The following is an 18,080-nucleotide window of genomic DNA, read 5'->3' on the forward strand; positions in this document are numbered from 1 at the left end:
GTCGCTGCTCCGCCCTCAGGGGGCGTGATGCGCCCCCTGGGTCGCACTCCAGTGGTAGAGCGTCATCGCCACGCTCGTGGCGAGGTTGTAGCTGGAGACCTGGGGGCGCATCGGCAGCCGCAGCAGATGGTCGGCACGCGCGCGCAGCTCCTGCGACAGTCCGCTGCGCTCCGAGCCGAACGCCAGCACGGCGTCGTCGGGCAGCTCGGTGCCCCGGATGTCCTCGCCCTCCGGATCGAGGGCGAACAGCGGTCCGGAGGGCAGCTCGTCGACGCCGAGCCGCTCCACGGCGGTCGCGAAGTGCAGGCCCGCGCCGCCGCGCACCACCGTGGGATGCCAGGGGTCGAGCGTGCCCGTGGTGACCACCCCGGTCGCCCCGAAGCCGGCGGCCAGCCGGATCACGGCCCCGGCGTTGCCGAGGTTGCGCGGGTTGTCCAGCACCACCACGGGGGCGGTCCGGGGGGTGCGGGCCAGCGCCCGCAGGTTGGCCTCGCGGGACGGCCGTACGGCGAGCGCGGCCACCCCCGTCGGATGGGGGCGCGGGACGAGGGCGGCGTACGTCGGGCCGGTCACCTCCGTCAGCAGCGCGTCCAGCGCGTCCCGTACGTCCCCGGCCAGCTCCTCGGCGAGGGCGAGCGTGGCCCGCCGGTCGGTGGTGACCGCCACCGGCACCTCCGCGCCGAAGCGCAGCGCGTGCTTGAGGGCGTGGAAGCCGTCGAGCAGCACCGCGGCATCGGCGTGCCCGCGCCAGCGGGTCAGCGGGTCGGTCATGCGGTGCACCCTACGCGGCCCCCACACGCCCGGGAGTGCTCTCCTCCGGGGAGCGCGGCCGGGGCACCGTGGCCTCGCCGCGCCGGACGATCCGCCCCCGCGCGCGTGCCGCCAGATCACCCAGCCGCCGCAGGAACGACGTCGGCAGGAACACCGCGTCCGCGGTGATCATCGCCAGCGAGAAGAACGGCAGGCCGAGGACGACCGCGATCGCCGCGTGCTCGGCCATCATCAGCACCAGCAGGACGTTCTTGGCCCGCCGGTTCAGCAGGGTGAACGGGAAGGCGACCTGCACGATGACCGTCCCGTACGTCACGATCATCATGATCGTGCCGCTGGTGGACATCAGGTCGGCGAGTTCGGGCCAGGGCGAGAAGTAACGCAGGTGGAGCGGGTAGTAGACGGCGGTGCCGTCCTGCCAGCGCGAGCCCTGGATCTTGTACCAGCCGGCCGTGGCGTAGATCAGGCACGCCTCCGCCATGATCACGAACAGGGCACCGTTGTGCAGGACGTTGCCGATCACGTCCAGCAGGATCCGCGGCTCGGACGACTTCGCCCGGCGCTCGACGAGCCCCCACACACCGAGGACCGCCCATACCGTCCACAGCAGCGCGGGGATCAACCAGCCGTTGTCGAACCGGCCGGTCAGCGTCACGGTGGCGAGCGCCAGGCCGAGCACCGCCCACAGCGCCGGTCCCACCCGGTCGGCGGGGACCCGCTCGCCACGCGCGCGTGCCGCCTCGTGGCGCTCCGCCCGCCGCGCGTCGAGGGACCACACCTGACCGCAGCGCGTGAACAGCAGGTAGATGGACATCAGGTGCAGGACGTTGTCGCCGCCGTCGCCCATGAAGACGCTGCGGTTCTGCAGTGACAGCACACCCACCATGAACAACACCGACGCGGTCCGGGTGCGCCAGCCGAGCAGCAGCGCCGCGCAGGCCAGGATCGCCAGCACGTAGAAGCACTCGAACCAGGCCCGCCCGTCCGACCACAGCAGCGCGCTGAAGGCGTGGTTGTCGCTCGCCAGATCCTTGGCGAGCTGCCAGCCCCAGGGGCCGGAGGGGCCGTACAGCTCCCGGCGGTGCGGGAACTCGCGCAGCAGGAACAACAGCCAGGTCGCGGCGAACCCGATCCGGATCACGGCGCTCTGGTACGGGCCGAGAGCGGCCTCGGTGAGGCGGGCGATGCCACGCGAGAGGGTCAGCGAGACACGGTTCACCGCACGCCTCCCGCGGCCTCGTCGGCCGTCACGGTCCACCAGGGCAGCAGGCGGTAGAAGGGCTTGTCGGACACCCGTTCACGGCTCCACTTCGGCGGCGGCACATTGGTGGTGCTGGAGCGGACCTGCACGCGCTGGATGACTCCCTCCTTGCTGGTGGGATCGTCCCGGTACAGCCGCATCACGACGATCCGGCGCAGATACTGCTCGGAGAGGGCGCCACGCAGGGCCACGGGACGGTTGTCGGCGCTGTGCGTGGCGACGAAGAAGTCCCAGGCCCGGCGCAGCTCGTTCTGCTGGGTGTGGCTGGGCACCGGATTGCCCTCGATCGCGTCGCCGTCCAGGGCGGAGAGGTCGGTCCATCCGGTGGTGCGCAGGTCGCCGTCCTTCATCCGCACCTCGGCGCGCACCTGGACGGCCACGTTCTGCTGCAACGGGTTCGGGGCGAACAGCTTCCAGTTCTGTTCGAACTCCGGATAGATCCACTCCTCGATCGCCTTGCCGTGCTGCTTCGTCACCGTGTTCGCGGGAGCGAGGCTGAGGAACACCATCGCCAGGTGCACACAGGCGGCCACGGCGACCACCGCGAGGGCCAGCGCGGCGCCGACCTGGTAGCGGGGGGAGAGAGCGGCGACACCGGTACGGGGGGAAGCCGGCGACCGGCCGGGCCCGCCCGGCCCACCGGCCCCGGACCGGCTGAGCGGCTCGGACGGCCCGGGCGTCTCGGACGGTCCGGCCGGTTCGGGCCTCTCGGACGGTCCGGCTGACTCGGGCGGTCCGGGCGGCTCCAAGGGCTCGAAGGCGCCCGGGCCCTGCCGGGCTCCCGAGTCCTCGTCGTACGCGTCCATTGCGCCCCGTCCCCCGTTTCGACTCATTCGTCGAGCTGATCGCTTCGGCTGAGTGGGTCAGCTCGGTGGGCGGCACCTGCCACGGGCGCCGCACGATTCACGAACGCCACACCGGCGTTCGCACGGAACGGTACTCAGCCCGGGGCACCGGGCGCAGCCCCGGGTGCGGACCGAGGGCCGTGGTCCTCACCACGCGCCACGTCCCGGCCCGGGTCCCTTGCGCGCCCTGACCTGCCCGGGACCGGTCCGTCCGGCGCATCGTCCACCGGAGGCCCGCGGAGTTTTCCACAGCGGTTGACACCTTCCGGCGGCCCGGCACACCATTGATAACGCACGGACCGAACGATCGGTCGGGACAGTGATCACCGCAGAGCCCGAGGTCAGGGGGACCGCATGGCCACAGCAGCCGCGCAGCGCACGGCCCGCACACAGGCGGACGGCGCGCCGGACACCGTCGACACGACGGCCTACCAGCGCGCCTTCGACGCGGCCGTGGCCGCCGACGAGCGCATCGAACCGCGCGACTGGATGCCCGACGCCTACCGCGCGACGCTGGTCCGGCAGATCGCCCAGCACGCACACTCCGAGATCATCGGCATGCAGCCGGAGGCCAACTGGATCACCCGCGCGCCCTCCCTGCGGCGCAAGGCCATCCTGATGGCCAAGGTCCAGGACGAGGCCGGCCACGGCCTGTACCTGTACAGCGCGGCCGAGACCCTCGGCACCAGCCGCGACGAGCTGCTGGACAAGCTGCACAGCGGCCGCCAGAAGTACTCCTCGATCTTCAACTACCCGACACTGACCTGGGCCGACGTCGGCGCGATCGGCTGGCTGGTGGACGGCGCCGCGATCACCAACCAGGTCCCCCTGTGCCGCTGCTCCTACGGCCCCTACGCGCGCGCCATGGTGCGGATCTGCAAGGAGGAGTCCTTCCACCAGCGCCAGGGCTACGAGCTGCTGCTGGCCCTCAGCGAAGGCACCCCGGAACAGCACGCGATGGCCCAGGACGCGGTGGACCGCTGGTGGTGGCCGTCGCTGATGATGTTCGGCCCGCCCGACGACGAGTCCCAGCACTCCGCGCAGTCCATGGAGTGGAAGATCAAGCGCCACTCCAACGACGAGCTGCGCCAGCGCTTCGTCGACATCTGCGTCCCCCAGGCCGAGTCCCTGGGCCTCACCCTGCCCGACCCGGAGCTGAGGTGGAACGAGGAGCGGGGACACCACGACTTCGGCCCGATCGACTGGACGGAGTTCTGGGACGTCCTCAAGGGCAACGGCCCCTGCAACGAACAGCGCATCACCCAGCGCCGGCGCGCCCACGACGAGGGCGCCTGGGTACGGGAAGCGGCCGCGGCCTACGCGGCCAAGCACACCGGCACCGGTGAGACCGGACACGAGACAGGAGCAGCGCGAGCATGAGCACCACCGACTGGCCCCTGTGGGAGGTCTTCGTACGCTCCAGGCGGGGCCTCTCCCACACCCACGCCGGCAGCCTGCACGCACCCGACGCGGAGCTGGCCCTGCGCAACGCCCGCGATCTGTACACCCGGCGCGGCGAGGGCGTCTCGATCTGGGTCGTCCCGGCCGCCGCGATCACCGCCTCCTCGCCCGACGAGAAGGACCCCTTCTTCGAACCGGCCGCGGACAAGCCCTACCGGCACCCGACCTTCTACGAGATCCCGGAAGGGGTGAAGCACCTGTGACCGCCACCGTCCCCGCGACCGCCGCGCTCGCCCTCGGCGACGACGCCCTGGTGCTCTCCCACCGCCTCGGCGAGTGGGCCGGACACGCTCCCGCCCTGGAGGAGGAGGTCGCTCTCGCCAACATCGCCCTCGATCTGCTGGGCCAGGCCCGCGTGCTGCTGTCCATGGCCGGCGACGAGGACGAACTGGCCTATCTGCGCGAGGAGCGGGCCTTCCGCAACCTCCAGCTGGTCGAGCAGCCGAACGGCGATTTCGCCCACACGATCGCCCGCCAGCTGTACTTCTCCACCTACCAGCAGCTCCTCTACGCCGAACTGGCCGCAGGGAACGGCCCGTTCGCGCCCCTCGCCGCCAAGGCGGTCAAGGAGGTCGCCTACCACCGTGACCACGCCGAGCAGTGGACACTGCGGCTCGGCGACGGCACCGAGACCAGTCACGAGCGGATGCAGCGCGCCTGCGACGCGCTGTGGCGGTTCACCGGGGAGATGTTCCAGCCGGTGGAGGGCCTCGACGCCGACTGGACGCTCATGGCCGAGCGGTGGCTCCAGTCCGTCCGGGACGTCCTCGGCCGTGCCGGTCTCACTCCTCCCGAGGGGCCGCGCACCGGGGCCTGGGCCGCGGGCGCCGGACGGCAGGGCCTGCACACCGAGCCGTTCGGGCGGATGCTCGCCGAGATGCAGCACCTGCACCGCAGCCACCCGGGGGCGTCATGGTGACCGCCACCGCCCTGGAGGCGGAGCTGCTGGAGCTGGCCGGCTCGGTGCCCGACCCCGAACTGCCCGTGCTCACCCTCCGGGAGCTGGGCGTGGTGCGCTCGGTGCGCGTGCCCGGGCCGGACACGGTCGAGGTCGACCTGACGCCCACCTACACCGGCTGCCCGGCGATCGAGGCGATGGCTCTCGACATCGAGCGGGTGCTGCGCGCCCACGGCATGCGCGAGGTCACCGTCCGCACGGTGCTCGCGCCCGCCTGGTCGACCGACGACATCACACCCGAGGGACGTCACAAGCTCCAGGAGTTCGGCATCGCTCCCCCGCGCGTGGGCCACACCGTGGGCCCGGTCCCGCTGGCGCTCGGCCCGACCCGGACGCAGGACGCGCAGGCCGCTCCGGTGTGCTGTCCGCACTGCGGCTCCGCCGACACCGAGCTGCTGAGCCGGTTCTCCTCCACCGCCTGCAAGGCGCTGCGCCGCTGCCTTGCCTGCCGTGAACCGTTCGACCACTTCAAGGAGTTGTGATGGCGCGCTTCCACCCGCTCCCGGTGGCCGCGGTCGACCGGCTCACCGACGACTCCGTCGCCCTCACCCTCACCGTCCCGCCCGGGCTGCGCGAGGAGTACCGGCACGCCCCCGGCCAGCACCTCGCGCTGCGCCGCCGGGTCGACGGCGCGGAGATCCGGCGCACGTACTCGATCTGCTCCCCCGCCCCCGACCCGGCCGGTGAGGGACCGAGCACCCTGCGGGTGGGTGTGCGGCTGGTCGAGGGCGGGGCCTTCTCCGCCTACGCGCTGAAGGAGATCAACGTCGGCGACGAGCTGGAGGTGATGACCCCGGCCGGTCGCTTCACCCTCCAGCCGGCCCCGGGCCTGTACGCGGCGGTCGTCGGCGGCAGCGGCATCACCCCGGTGCTGTCGATCGTGTCGACCCTGCTGGCACGCGAACCCGAGGCCCGGTTCTGCCTGATACGCGGCGACCGTACGGCCGCCTCGACGATGTTCCTGGAGGAGGTCGCCGACCTGAAGGACCGCTACCCGGAGCGGTTTCAGCTGGTGACCGTGCTCTCCCGGGAGGAGCAGCAGGCGGGCCTGCCCTCCGGCCGGCTCGACCGGGAACGGCTTGCGGGGCTGCTGCCCGCGCTGCTGCCGGTGGAGCGGGTGGCGGGGTGGTTCCTGTGCGGGCCGTTCGGGCTGGTGCGGGGCGCCGAGGAGGCGCTGCGCGGGCTGGGCGTGGACCGGTCCCGGATCCACCAGGAGATCTTCCACGTGGACGCGGGATCCCCACCGGCGGCCGCCGTCCCGGCGCCCGCGCACAGCACCGTCACCGCCCGGCTCGACGGACGCGGTGGCACCTGGCCGGTGCGCAAGGGGGAGTCGCTGCTGGAGACGGTCCTGCGCAACCGCCCCGACGCGCCCTACGCCTGCAAGGGCGGGGTCTGCGGGACCTGCCGGGCCTTCCTGGTCTCGGGCGAGATCCGCATGGACCGCAACTTCGCGCTGGAGTCGGAGGAGACGGAGGCCGGGTATGTGCTGGCCTGCCAGTCGCACCCGGTGACGGAGAAGGTGGAGCTGGACTTCGACCGCTGACGCACCGTTCCCTTCTCCTAGAACCTGTTCTATCTTGACGGCCCGTCAGGCGAACTGCCGGACCAACCGTCAGACGACCGGATCCGCCGGGAGGACAGGCCGTGGACTTCACCTTCACCGAGGAACAGCGGGCGGCGGCCGAGGCGGCGCGGGGGGTGTTCGCCGACGTCGTACCGGACGCGGTGCCCAGCCCGGCGCTCACCGTCGGTGCCGTGGCCGAGGGCTTCGACCGGGAGCTGTGGGCCCGGCTCGCCGGCACGGACCTGCTGAGTCTGCTCCTGGACGAGGCACACGGCGGGGCGGGCCTCGACGCGATCGCGCTGTGCCTGGTGCTCCGGGAGTCCGCCGGGGTGCTCGCACGGGTGCCGCTGCTGGAGCACAGCGCCGCCGCGGCGGCCGTACAGGCCTATGGCACGGCGGAGACGGCGGGCCGCCTGCTGGCGCGGGCCGGCCGCGGTGAGCTGGTGCTGACCGTCGCGGCGAACGGGCGGACCGGCCACGATCCGGCCGAGCTGGCCGTCACCGCACGGCGGGAGGGCCCGGACTGGGTGCTGGACGGCGCGCAGACGGCGGTGCCGTGGGCGTACGACGCGGACCTCGTCGTCGTTCCGGCGCACCTCGAGGGCACCGGCGCCGACCGGACGGTGCTCGCGCTCGTGCCGCGCGAGGCGGACGGGGTCACCCTGGCCGAGCAGGTGTCCACCAGCGGGGAGCGGCTCGCCGAGCTGCGCCTGGCGTCCGCGCGGATCGACGGGGCGGATGTCATCGAGGCCGACGGCGCGTGGGAGTGGCTGCACGCGCTGCTCACGACCGGCACCTGCGCGCTGGCACTCGGGCTGGGCGAGCGGGTGCTGCGGATGACCAGCGAGTACACCGGCAAGCGGGAGCAGTTCGGGCATCCGATCGCGACCTTCCAGGCCGTGGCCGTGCAGGCAGCGGACCGGTACATCGACCTGCGCGCCATGGAGGCCACCCTGTGGCAGGCCGCGTGGCGGATCGCCTCGGGTACGCCGGGTGCGCTGCCCGCCGCCGGTGACGTCGCGGTGGCGAAGATCTGGGCGGCGGAGGGCGTGCGCCGGGTGGTGCAGACGGCGCAGCATCTGCACGGCGGGTTCGGTGCCGACACCGACTACGCGCTGCACCGGTATCACGCCTGGGCCAAGCACCTGGAGCTGGCGCTCGGCCCGGCCGCGGCGTACGAGGAGCGGCTCGGGGACCTGCTGGCGGCACACCCGCTCGCCTGATCGCGGGGCCGCGGTCCCCGACGGGGCACCGGTCGCCGGGCGCCCGCCGCGCGCTGTGCGGCCGGCTCACGACCGGTGTGCGGCCGCCACGCATCGGGCGCGGCCGCCGTCGGCGGTCTACTGGACGAAGCCCGGCTTGCCGTCGTCCGTGATCACCGGGCGGCCCGCGGCCTCCCAGATCTGCATACCGCCGTCGACGTTGACCGCGTCGATGCCCTGCTGGACCAGGTACATGGTGACCTGGGCCGAGCGGCCGCCCGAGCGGCAGATGACGTGGACACGGCCGTCCTGCGGAGCGGCCTCGGTCAGCTCGCCGTAGCGGGCCACGAACTCACTGATGGGGATGTGCAGCGCCCCTTCGGCGTGACCCGCCTGCCACTCGTCGTCCTCGCGGACGTCCAGCAGGAAGTCGCCGTCCTTGAGGTCCGCGACCCCGACCGTGGGCACACCAGCTCCGAAATTCATGTCTCCGACGCTACCCGAAGCCGGGTCCGGCTCAGCCCTGCCCCAGCAGGTCCGCCAGCTCGGCCTCGCGCTGGGCGATGTCGGCGCGCAGCTTGCCGGCGATCTCGTCGAGCAGCCCGTCGGGGTCGTCGGGGGCGAGGCGGAGCATGCCGGCGATGGCACTGTCCTCCAGCTCGCGGGCGACGAGGGTCAGCAGCTCCTTGCGCTGGGAGAGCCATTCGAGGCGGGCGTACAGCTCCTCGGCGGGGCTCGGGTGGCGCTCGGACGGCACCGGGCCGGCCGCCCACTCCTCGGCCAGCTCCTGGAGCAGCGTCTCGTCTCCGCGGGCGTAGGCGGCGTTGACGCGGGTGATGAACTCCTCGCGCCGCTGCCGCTCCTCTTCCTCCTGCGCCAGGTCGGGATGGGCCTTGCGGGCCAGCTCCCGGTAGAGCTTGCGGGCCTCCTCGCTGGGACGCACCCGCTGCGGGGGCCGTACCGCCTGGTCGGTGAGCATGGCGGTGGCCTCCGGGTACAGGCCGTCACCGTCCATCCAGCCGTGCAGCAGCTCCTCGACACCCGGCATCGGCAGCACCCAGGCGCGGGCCTCCGCGGCACGCCGGATGTCCTCGGGGTCCTGGGTGAGGGCGGCCTTCGCCTCGGCGATCTCGGCGTCCAGCTGCTCGATACGGACGTAGAGCGGGCCGAGTCGCTGATCGTGCAGCCGGGAGAAGTTCTCGACTTCGACGCGGAAGGTCTCCACCGCGATCTCGTACTCGATCAACGCCTGCTCGGCGGCCCGGACGGCCTGCTCGAGCCGTTCCTCGGGCCGCGGTGCCTGGGTCTGATCGGCTTCCGGGGTCGTCACGCGACCAGCGTAGCGCTGCGCCCGGCCCGCACCGAGAACCGAGGCTCCGGGGCGACGGCCCGTACCGGGTCTCGCGCTTCCGGGGCGACGGCCCGTACCGGGTCTCGCGGTGAGGGGGCCGGCACCTCGCCACGGGGCGGGCGCCCGGCCGGCGGCCGCCGGCCCGCCGTGGCCGGGCGTGCCGTTCCCCGCGCCTCTGCGAGACCGCCCTCTCCCCCCGGCCCGGCGGCTGTCGCTCAGACCCCCGTCTCGGCCGCTATCCGCCCCGCCCGTACCCCCGCGACCAGCTCCGCGTGGTCCGCCTCGGTGCGATCGGCGTAGGCGACGGCGAAGCCGGCCATCGCCTCGTCCAGCTCCTCGTTCTTGCCGCAGTAGCCGGCGATGAGCCGCGGGTCGGCGCTGTGCGAGTGGGCGCGGGCCAGCAGGGCGCCGGTCATACGGCCGTAGTCGTCGACCTGGTCGGCGGCGAGGGCGGCCGGGTCGACGCTGCCCTTGCGGTTGCGGAACTGGCGCACCTGGAAGGCCCGGCCGCCGACCGTGGTCCAGCCCAGCAGGATGTCGCTGACCACCTGCATCCGCTTCTGCCCGAGGACCACCCGGCGGCCCTCGTGCTCCCCGGGCGGCACCTCGAAACCGGCCGTGAGCAGGTGCGGGACCAGAACCGAGGGGCGGGCCTCCTTCACCTGGAGCACCAGCGGCTGCTCGCGGTGGTCGAGGAGCAGCACGACGTAGGACCGGGTGCCGACGCTGCCGGTGCCGACCACCCGGAAGGCCACGTCGTGGACCGCGTGCCGGGCGAGCAGGGGGTGCCGGTCCTCGCTGAGGGTGTGCACATACGCCTCCAGGGAGGCGGCGACCTGTGCGGCCTCGGCATCCGGGATCCTGCGCAGCACCGGCGGTGCGTCCACGAACCGGCGTCCGCCGTCCTGAACCGTCTCGGTCGACTTCGCCGCGAACCGGCCGCTCGTGTTGGCCCGGGCCTTCTCCGAGACCCGCTGCAGTGTGCCGAGCAGGTCGTGGGCGTCGGTGTGGGAGACCAGTTCCTCGTCGGCGATGGCGTTCCAGGCGTCCAGCACGGGCAGCTTGGCCAGCAGCCGCATGGTGCGCCGGTAGGCGCCGACCGCGTCCTGGGCCGCCGCACGGCAGGTGTCCTCGTCGGCGCCGGCCTCCCGCCCGGCGAGCACCAGCGAGGCCGCGAGCCGCTTGAGGTCCCACTCCCAGGGACCGTGCACGGTCTCGTCGAAGTCGTTGAGGTCGATCACCAGGTCACCGCGGGCGTCGCCGTACAGGCCGAAGTTGGCCGCATGCGCGTCACCGCAGATCTGGGCTCCGATCCTGGTCATGGGGGTGCGGGCCAGGTCGTACGCCATGAGTCCGGCGGATCCGCGCAGGAAGGCGAAGGGCCCGGCCGCCATCCGGCCCACCCTCATGGCGGTCAGCTCGGGGATGCGGCCGGCGTTGGACTCCTCGACCGCGCTCACCGCGTCGGGGCGGGCGGCGTCCAGGTCGAGGGCGCGGTGCGCAGCGCGCGGCACGCTCGCGCGGAGCGCCTTGCCCTCCTCCTTGGGGGATCCCTGCGCCGGCCACCGGGCGAATCCGCGCACCCGGGGCAGCCTGCCCGCCCCCGGGCCCGCCGCGTCTCCCACGTCCACACCGGTTCCGGCCACCGCGACCGCCTCCCCCGAACTATCCGCGCGCCCCCGAACAGGCGTCGGTACGTACATCAACTCGGGGAGACCGTACAGCGGGTGGCCGAAACGCGTCAGAGCCTGTGGACAACTCGATGCCTGGGGAAAACCGCCCGGCGCCCCGCCCCGGCCGCACACCGCCCCCGGCCCCCCGGTCCCCCGGCCCTCACGCCCTCACGCCCTCAGGAACGCCAACACCGCCAGCACCCTCCGATGCGTCTCCTCGGCCGGCGGCAGATCCAGCTTGGTGAGGATGTTCCCGATGTGCTTGCCGACGGCTGCCTCGGAGACCACCAGGCGGCGGGCGATCGCCGCGTTGGACCTGCCCTCGGCGACCAGCGCCAGCACCTCCCGCTCGCGCGGGGTGAGCCGCTCCAGCGGGTCACGGCGACGGCGCAGCAACTGCCGTACGACCTCGGGGTCCACGACCGTGCCGCCGTCGGCGACCTCGTCCAGCGCGGCGACGAATTCCTCGACCTGGCCGACCCGGTCCTTCAGCAGATAGCCGACACCGGTGCCGTCCCCGGAGTCCAGCAGATCGGCGGCGTAGGCGCGCTGCACGTACTGGCTGAGGACCAGCACCGGCAGCGTCGGCCGCCGGGTGCGCAGGCGGACGGCGGCGTGCAGTCCCTCGTCCTGGAAGCCGGGCGGCATCCGGACGTCGGTCACGACGATGTCCGGGTCGTGCTCGTCGGCCGCGGCGAGCAGCGCGTCCGCGTCGCCGACCGCGGCCGCCACCTCGTGCCCGAACCGGCCGAGCAGCCCGATCAGGCCCTCCCGCAGCAGCACGCTGTCCTCGGCGAGGACTACGCGGAGCGTTCGGCCGGTTCCCGGGGCTCGCAAGGCTGGCAAGGCAACTCCACACGCAGCAGGGTCGGTCCGCCCACCGGACTGGACAGGGTGAGTGTGCCATCGAGCACCGACACCCGGTCGGCGAGCCCGGTCAGCCCGCTGCCCGCACCGGCCCGCGCGCCGCCCCGGCCGTCGTCGCGCACCTCCAGCACGAGCCTCCCGTCCCGGTGTTCGCCCCGTACACGCGCGCGTACGGCGCCGCTGTGCCGCGAAACGTTGGCGAGCGCCTCGCAGACGACGAAGTAGGCGGCGGACTCGACGGCCGGGGTCAGCCGCCCGGGCAGATCCAGGTCGACGTCCACGGGGATGTCGGAGCGGTCCGCGGCGTCGAGCGCGGCCGCCTGGAGTCCGTAGTCGGTCAGGACCTTGGGATGGATGCCGTGGATCAGCTCGCGCAGTTCGGCGAGGGCCAGGCCCGCCTCCTGGTGGGCCTTGGCGAGTTGGTCGGCCAGCGGTCCGGGCGGCGCGTCCAGCCGGGCCAGCCCGAGGGTCATGGTGAGGGCGACGAGCCGTTGCTGGGCGCCGTCGTGCAGGTCGCGTTCGATGCGCCGGCGTTCCGCCTCGAAGGCGTCCAGCAACCGGACCCGGGAACGGGTGAGTTCGACCACCCGCGCGCTCGGACCGGGGTCCAGCAGCAGCCGGGTCAGCGCGGCCCGGGCGCCCGCCACGACGCCCAGCAGATAGGCCCCGCACACCAGCAGGGCCAGTCCCGCGAGGGCCGCCCCCAGGGCTTCCGGCCACCCCGTGAGCGTCCACAGCTTGAGCACCTTCACCTCGCGGCCCTCGCCGACCGTCGCCATCAGCGGCGGGGCGGCCACCAGGGACAGCGGACAGCCCAGGGCGAGTACGACCGCGAACGCGTCGACCGGCCACAGCACCACGGCGAACAGCAGGGCGTACCCCAGTTCCCGCCAGGTGGCCCGCTCGCGCAGCCTGGTCGCCAGCCAGGCCCGGGGACCGGTGTCCGTCGGCGCGCGGTGCCGGTCCGGGACCGGCACGGCCTCGACGAGGCGCAGTCTGCGCCGCTCCACCGCGGCCACCGGGATGCCGGCGAGCGCCGCGGCCACCAGCAGCGCGAGGCCCACCAGAACGACGGCGAGTGCGGTGCCGGCCACCACGGTGACGGTGATCGCCACGAGGGTCACGGCGCCGGCCGGCACCCCCGTGCACAGGTAGGCGGCCGACCGCCAGGGCCAGACCGACAGCGCGTAGGCGGGCCGGGTGAGGGCTTGCCACACGTTCCTGGAGGGCTGCATGCGGATCACCGTAGGGGCCGCGCACGGGACCGGACCATCCGTCCAGGGGGAGGTCCGGGGGTATGCCTGGCCCTACCCCAGGTGTCGGCCCTGGCGCACTGCGCAGCGGCACACCCGGACGGTTTCGTGGACCTCGGAGACGGAACGGCCCCAGGCCCCGACCAGCCGCCCGACCGGCCGCTCCTCCACGTCTCCGGCCCTCCACCCCCAGCCCTCCACGCCCCCACCTCCTCCACCTCCCCCACCGACCAACCTCTCACCCAAGGGAATCGAATGAACGAGCCCGCGATCGCCCTGCACCGCCTCACCCGGCGCCACGGAACGGGCGCCGGCACCGTCACCGCACTCGACCAGGTCACGCTCGCCTTCCCGCGAGGAAGTTTCACCGCCGTCATGGGCCCGTCCGGGTCCGGGAAGTCGACCCTGCTGCAGTGCGCGGCGGGCCTGGACCGGCCCACCTCCGGATCGGTGATCGTCGGCGGCACGGAGCTGACGGAGCTGAGCGAGCGCCGGCTGACCCTGCTGCGGCGCGAACGCATCGGCTTCGTCTTCCAGGCGTTCAACCTCGTGCCGTATCTGACCGCCGAGCAGAACGTCGCCCTGCCCCTGCGCCTGGCCGGCCGCCGCCCCTCCCGCGCGCGGGTCCGCGAGGTGCTCGGCCAGGTGGGTCTCGCGCACCGCGCACGGCACCGCCCGGCCGAACTCTCCGGTGGCCAGCAGCAACGCGTGGCCCTGGCACGCGCCCTGGTCACCGGCCCGGAGGTCCTCTTCGGTGACGAGCCGACCGGGGCCCTGGACTCCCGTACCGGCCACGAGGTGCTGGACCTGCTGCGCGGCATGGCCGGTGAGGGCCGGACCGTCGTCATGGTCACGCACGACCCGGTGGCCGCCTCGTACGCGGATCGGGTCGTCCTCCTCGTCGACGGGCGGCTGCACGGCGAACTCGCCGGAGCGGACGCGGACGCGATCGCCACCCGCACGGCACGCCTGGAGGCCGTCGCATGCTGACTCTCGCCCTGCACACGCTGCGTGCCCGGGCATCCGCCTTCGTGGGCGGTTTCGTCGCCCTGGCCCTCGGTACCGCCCTGCTCACCGTGACGGGCCTGGCCCTCGCCGCCTCCCTGGACGCCCCGCACCGCACACCGCAGCGGTTCGCCGCCGCTCCGGTCGTCGTCCAGGGCGCCGGCACCCTGCGCGTGCCCACGGCTACCGGAGACCGGGTCCGGGAACTGGCCCGGCCCAGACCCGTACCCGCCGCCGTCGTGGAGAAGTTGCGGCGGCTGGGAACCGTCGTCGAGGACCGGTCGTTCCCTGTACGAGCGGACGGAGGACCGGCGGAACTGGTCGGACACCCCTGGTCCACCGCGCCCTTCGCCCGCTACGGCCTCGACGCCGGCCGCGCCCCCCGCCGCGCCGACGAGGTCGTCGTCACCGGTGACTGGGCCCGCCCGGGCACCCGGCTCCGCACCGACCGCGGCCGGGTGCGGGTGGTGGGCACGGTCCCCGGACGCGACTTCGAGCACGCCGTCTTCTACACCGACGCGCGAGCGGCCGAACTGGCCCCGGTCAGCACCCAGTTGGTGACGGACGTCGAGCCGGCGTCCGTGACGGAGGTGGTGCGCGGCACCGGAGCCCGGGTCCTCACCGGCGACGGGCGCCGCGGTGCCGAGCCCGGCCCCGCCCGTGACCGGGAGGCGCTGACCGCGCTGAACGCCCTGTTCGGCACGGCCGGCGGAGTCGCCGCCTTCGTGTCGGTGTTCGTCGTGGCGTCGACGTTCGCCTTCGCGGTCGCCCAACGGCGCCGGGAGTTCGGGCTGCTGCGCGCCGCCGGAGCCACCCCGGGCCAGGTCCGGCGGCTGGTCACCGCCGAGGCGCTGCTGGTCGGCACGCTCGCCTCGGCCACGGGCTGCGCGCTCGGCGGGTGTCTGGCGCCGCTCCTGATCGCCCGGGTCGTCGCCGAGGGCCTCGCCCCGCCCTGGTTCCGCCCCGGTGGCCAAGGCTGGCCGTACCACCTGGCCTTCTGGACCGGTCTGCTCGTCGCATTGTGCGGGGTGCTGGCCGCCTCCCGACGGGCGGGCCGCATCGGCCCGTTGCAGGCGCTGCGCGAAGCCGACGTGGACGCCCGTGCGACGACCTGGGGCCGCCGGATCGCAGGTGGGGCGCTGCTGCTGACGGCCGCCGTCACCCTCGCGGCGGCGCTGGCCGGTGAACCGGGTGAGCTGCTGCACCGCAAGTCGTACGTCAGCCGCCCGATGCTGGTGACGGGAGCGGTCGCGCTGCTCGCACCGGCCCTGGTGCGGCCGTTGGTGCGCGCGCTGGTCCGGCTGCCCGGCATCACGGGTCTGCTGGTGCGGGAGAGCGCGGCGGGCGCGGTGCGGCGCACGGCGGCGATCGCCGCGCCCGTGCTCGTCACGGTCGCCCTCGCGGCCGCGCTGCCGGGCACCACCGCGACGCTGGACGCGGCGCGGGCCGCCGAGGCGCACGCGCGGACGACCGCCGCGTTCGTCGTCAGCCCGCCGGCCGGGGCGGGCTTCGACGCGGCCACCCTGCGGCGGCTGCGGGCGGTGCCGGGCGCCGAGGTGTCGGCGACCGCGTCGGACGAGGTGTACGTCCTGGAGGACGGTGTCGCCCTGATCAGGTCCGGGGCCCGGGCCGCCGACCCGGCCGGACTCGCCGCGACCACCCGCCTGCCGCTCACGGCCGGGGACGTCCGCGCCCTCGACGACGACTCGATCATCGTCAACGAGGAGTGGCAGCGGCACACCGTCGGCTCACGCGTCACCGTCCGGCTCGGCGACGGCACCCGGCGCACCCTGCGGATCGCCGCGGTGATGGCCACCGGAACCGGTGACAACGGCGTGTACGTCACCCGGCGCAACGCCCCGGGCGCCCCCGTGGACCGGGTCGACGTCGCCGTCACCGAGGGCGCGGACCCGGCCGCGGTGGCCGCGGGGCTGCGCGCGGCCGTACGGGAGGCGTACGGCCGGGTCCGCACCGGGCAGCAGTGGGTGGAGGCCGGTCACCCGGCCGGCGACCGCGTCACCCGGCTCGGGATGGTGCTGGTCCTGGGCATCGCTCTCGCCTACACCGGGATCTGTGTGACCAACACCATGGTGATGGCGCACCGGGATCGTCTGCGCGACCTGGCCGGCCTGCGGCTGACCGGAGCGACCAGAGGGCAACTGCTGCGGCTGGTGGCCCTGGAGGCGCTGACGGTCACAGCGGTCGGCACCCTGCTCGGTCTGTTCACCGCCGCCCTGCACCTCGCCGGGATCACGGCCGCCCTGCATCTGCTGTCGGCCCCTGTGGTCGTGCGGGTGCCCTGGACCGTGATCGGCTCCACGGTGGGCGCCTGCGCGCTGCTCGCCGTGAGCGCCGCGACCGTCCCGGCCGCCGTCTCACTGCGCCGTCGCGGCGCCTGAGAGCTTCCTCACAAGGAAAGGGGCACAAAACGACTACGGGCCCACCGTTTTCACGATGGGCCCGTGGCCTTTGTGTGCGCGAGGGGGGAGTTGAACCCCCACGCCCTTGCGGGCACTGGAACCTGAATCCAGCGCGTCTGCCTATTCCGCCACCCGCGCATTGGGTGTGTCTTCCGGCTTCGGCCCTTTCGGGCTGGCCCCTTCCGACATCCAGAACATTAGCACGTCGTACGGGGTGGGTTCACATCCCTTCCCCGCCGCCCGGCCCGCATCCCGCCGCCCACTCGCGTATCAAGGAGTACCGGTTCACGTATCAACCTCGTACCGGTCCCGGCCATCTCCGCAGGAGACGGACCGGGTGCACAGCCAGGTGCGGGACACTGGACTTCGCCCCCCTCTACGATCCATGCCGGGAAGAGGTCCCGGAGCGGGTCCCCGGAGGAGTTCCCGGACGAGTTCCGGGGAGGAGTTCGAAGGGGAGCCGCTGGGGGAACCGGCTGATTGCCGGGCGCGTAGATACGATCAGTGAGCAGTACCCGCAGTACCCGGCAAGGCAGCGGCACACAGCAGGGCAAGGCAACGGCAGCGACGGAGGAGGTGCCCCATGGGAGTCCTGAAGAAGTTCGAGCAGCGTCTCGAAGGTCTGGTGAACGGCACCTTCGCCAAGGTCTTCAAGTCCGAGGTCCAGCCCGTGGAGATCGCCGGCGCGCTCCAGCGGGAGTGCGACAACAACGCCACCATCTGGAACCGTGACCGCACGGTCGTACCCAACGACTTCATCGTGGAGCTGAGCACGCCGGACTTCGAGCGGCTCAGCCCCTACTCCGGGCAGCTCGGCGACGAGCTGGCCGGGATGGTGCGCGACTACGCAAAGCAGCAGCGCTACACCTTCATGGGCCCGATCAAGGTCAACCTGGAGAAGGCCGACGACCTGGACACCGGCCTGTACCGGGTGCGCTCGCGCACCCTGGCCTCCTCCAGCAGCCAGCAGGCCCCCGCCGCCCCGGCGGCCGGCCGCCCCGGTCAGGGCGCCCCGGGCGGCTACGGCCACCCGCCGGCCGCGCCCGCCGGAGCCCCCCCGATGCCCTCCGCGCCGCCGCCCGGCGCCCGCCCCGGTGGCTACGGCTATCCCCAGCCCGCCACCCAGCGGCCCGCGGCCGCCCCGATGAGCGGCGGGCGCACCCGCTACTGGATCGAGATCAACGGCACCCGCCACCAGATCTCCCGCCCGACACTGGTGATGGGCCGCAGCACCGAAGCCGACGTGCGGATCGACGACCCCGGCGTCTCCCGCCGGCACTGCGAGATCCGGACCGGAACGCCCTCGACGATCCAGGATCTCGGCTCCACCAACGGCATCGTGGTGGACGGGCAGCACACCACCCGCGCTACGCTCCGCGACGGCTCGCGGATCGTCGTGGGCAGCACCACCGTTATCTATAGGCAAGCCGAAGGGTGAAGCGGGGG

Annotated in this window: 17 protein-coding genes and 1 tRNA gene; 9 read left to right on the forward strand and 9 right to left on the reverse strand. The window is 73.6% G+C overall.

Translation table 11 applies throughout. The features are described 5' to 3' along the window. Window positions 1–15 precede the first annotated feature (15 nt). From ACZ5CW_RS29385 to ACZ5CW_RS29395, 3 genes are read right to left on the reverse strand one after another with little or no spacing between them, the layout of a single operon-like run. Complete coding sequence (locus tag ACZ5CW_RS29385) at window positions 16–771, reverse strand: TrmH family RNA methyltransferase (RefSeq protein ID WP_468606569.1); 756 nt, start codon at window positions 769–771, stop codon at window positions 16–18. 10 nt (window positions 772–781) lie between these two features. Next, the gene (locus tag ACZ5CW_RS29390) at window positions 782–1,990 is read right to left on the reverse strand and encodes an HTTM domain-containing protein (protein WP_468606571.1); all 1,209 of its coding nucleotides are present in this window, start codon (window positions 1,988–1,990) and stop codon (window positions 782–784) included. Beyond that, window positions 1,987–2,838, reverse strand: a complete 852-nt coding sequence (locus ACZ5CW_RS29395) for a DUF5819 family protein (protein ID WP_468606573.1) — start codon at window positions 2,836–2,838, stop codon at window positions 1,987–1,989. Before ACZ5CW_RS29395 ends, ACZ5CW_RS29390 begins: the two co-directional genes overlap by 4 nt. Before the next feature lie 393 nt (window positions 2,839–3,231). Here ACZ5CW_RS29395 and paaA point away from each other — a divergent pair, with 393 nt between their 5' ends. The 6 genes from paaA to ACZ5CW_RS29425 all read left to right on the forward strand — a co-directional run bounded on the left by paaA (window position 3,232) and on the right by ACZ5CW_RS29425 (window position 8,086). Continuing rightward, window positions 3,232–4,257, forward strand: coding sequence for a 1,2-phenylacetyl-CoA epoxidase subunit PaaA (paaA, locus tag ACZ5CW_RS29400; protein WP_468606575.1), 1,026 nt, complete (start codon window positions 3,232–3,234; stop codon window positions 4,255–4,257). Further along, complete coding sequence (gene paaB / locus ACZ5CW_RS29405) at window positions 4,254–4,541, forward strand: 1,2-phenylacetyl-CoA epoxidase subunit PaaB (RefSeq protein WP_014673816.1); 288 nt, start codon at window positions 4,254–4,256, stop codon at window positions 4,539–4,541. Before paaA ends, paaB begins: the two co-directional genes overlap by 4 nt. Further along, window positions 4,538–5,257 (forward strand): 1,2-phenylacetyl-CoA epoxidase subunit PaaC, encoded by a 720-nt coding sequence (gene paaC, locus ACZ5CW_RS29410; protein ID WP_468606578.1) that lies wholly within the window; start codon window positions 4,538–4,540, stop codon window positions 5,255–5,257. Before paaB ends, paaC begins: the two co-directional genes overlap by 4 nt. After that, the gene (gene paaD, locus ACZ5CW_RS29415) at window positions 5,251–5,778 is read left to right on the forward strand and encodes a 1,2-phenylacetyl-CoA epoxidase subunit PaaD (protein WP_468606580.1); all 528 of its coding nucleotides are present in this window, start codon (window positions 5,251–5,253) and stop codon (window positions 5,776–5,778) included. The genes paaC and paaD overlap by 7 nt, the downstream gene beginning before the upstream one ends. Next, entirely contained in the window at window positions 5,778–6,842 is a 1,065-nt protein-coding gene (locus tag ACZ5CW_RS29420) for a 2Fe-2S iron-sulfur cluster-binding protein (RefSeq protein ID WP_468606582.1), read from the forward strand. The genes paaD and ACZ5CW_RS29420 overlap by 1 nt, the downstream gene beginning before the upstream one ends. Before the next feature lie 101 nt (window positions 6,843–6,943). After that, a complete protein-coding gene (locus ACZ5CW_RS29425) occupies window positions 6,944–8,086 on the forward strand; it encodes an acyl-CoA dehydrogenase family protein (protein ID WP_468606584.1) in 1,143 nt (380 codons plus the stop codon). A gap of 117 nt (window positions 8,087–8,203) precedes the next feature. On the opposite strand, the gene ACZ5CW_RS29430 is transcribed toward ACZ5CW_RS29425, so the two are convergent. The 5 genes from ACZ5CW_RS29430 to ACZ5CW_RS29450 form a co-directional block, all read right to left on the reverse strand. Next, window positions 8,204–8,533, reverse strand: coding sequence for a rhodanese-like domain-containing protein (locus ACZ5CW_RS29430; protein ID WP_468606640.1), 330 nt, complete (start codon window positions 8,531–8,533; stop codon window positions 8,204–8,206). A gap of 49 nt (window positions 8,534–8,582) precedes the next feature. Further along, window positions 8,583–9,395 carry a hypothetical protein gene (locus ACZ5CW_RS29435; protein ID WP_468606586.1) on the reverse strand — a complete coding sequence of 271 codons (813 nt, stop codon included), beginning with the start codon at window positions 9,393–9,395 and terminating at the stop codon, window positions 8,583–8,585. Between the two features lie 236 nt (window positions 9,396–9,631). Continuing rightward, window positions 9,632–11,119, reverse strand: a complete 1,488-nt coding sequence (locus ACZ5CW_RS29440; protein WP_468606642.1) for a DUF2252 domain-containing protein — start codon at window positions 11,117–11,119, stop codon at window positions 9,632–9,634. A gap of 138 nt (window positions 11,120–11,257) precedes the next feature. Next, window positions 11,258–11,935: a response regulator gene (locus ACZ5CW_RS29445; RefSeq protein WP_468606588.1), complete on the reverse strand. Its 678-nt coding sequence runs from the start codon at window positions 11,933–11,935 to the stop codon at window positions 11,258–11,260. Further along, entirely contained in the window at window positions 11,890–13,191 is a 1,302-nt protein-coding gene (locus tag ACZ5CW_RS29450) for a sensor histidine kinase (RefSeq protein WP_468606590.1), read from the reverse strand. Before ACZ5CW_RS29450 ends, ACZ5CW_RS29445 begins: the two co-directional genes overlap by 46 nt. Before the next feature lie 273 nt (window positions 13,192–13,464). Between ACZ5CW_RS29450 and ACZ5CW_RS29455 the strand changes: the two genes are divergently transcribed. Then, entirely contained in the window at window positions 13,465–14,199 is a 735-nt protein-coding gene (locus ACZ5CW_RS29455) for an ABC transporter ATP-binding protein (protein ID WP_468606592.1), read from the forward strand. Continuing rightward, on the forward strand, window positions 14,193–16,613 hold the full coding sequence (locus ACZ5CW_RS29460; RefSeq protein WP_468606594.1) for an ABC transporter permease: 2,421 nt from the start codon (window positions 14,193–14,195) through the stop codon (window positions 16,611–16,613). Before ACZ5CW_RS29455 ends, ACZ5CW_RS29460 begins: the two co-directional genes overlap by 7 nt. A gap of 75 nt (window positions 16,614–16,688) precedes the next feature. On the opposite strand, the gene ACZ5CW_RS29465 is transcribed toward ACZ5CW_RS29460, so the two are convergent. After that, window positions 16,689–16,772, reverse strand: a tRNA-Leu gene (locus ACZ5CW_RS29465). A gap of 445 nt (window positions 16,773–17,217) precedes the next feature. Here ACZ5CW_RS29465 and ACZ5CW_RS29470 point away from each other — a divergent pair. After that, window positions 17,218–18,072, forward strand: coding sequence for an FhaA domain-containing protein (locus tag ACZ5CW_RS29470; RefSeq protein ID WP_468606596.1), 855 nt, complete (start codon window positions 17,218–17,220; stop codon window positions 18,070–18,072). The last annotated feature ends 8 nt before the right edge of the window (window positions 18,073–18,080 follow it).

It is taken from the genome of Streptomyces sp. NPDC031379 (assembly GCF_055569615.1).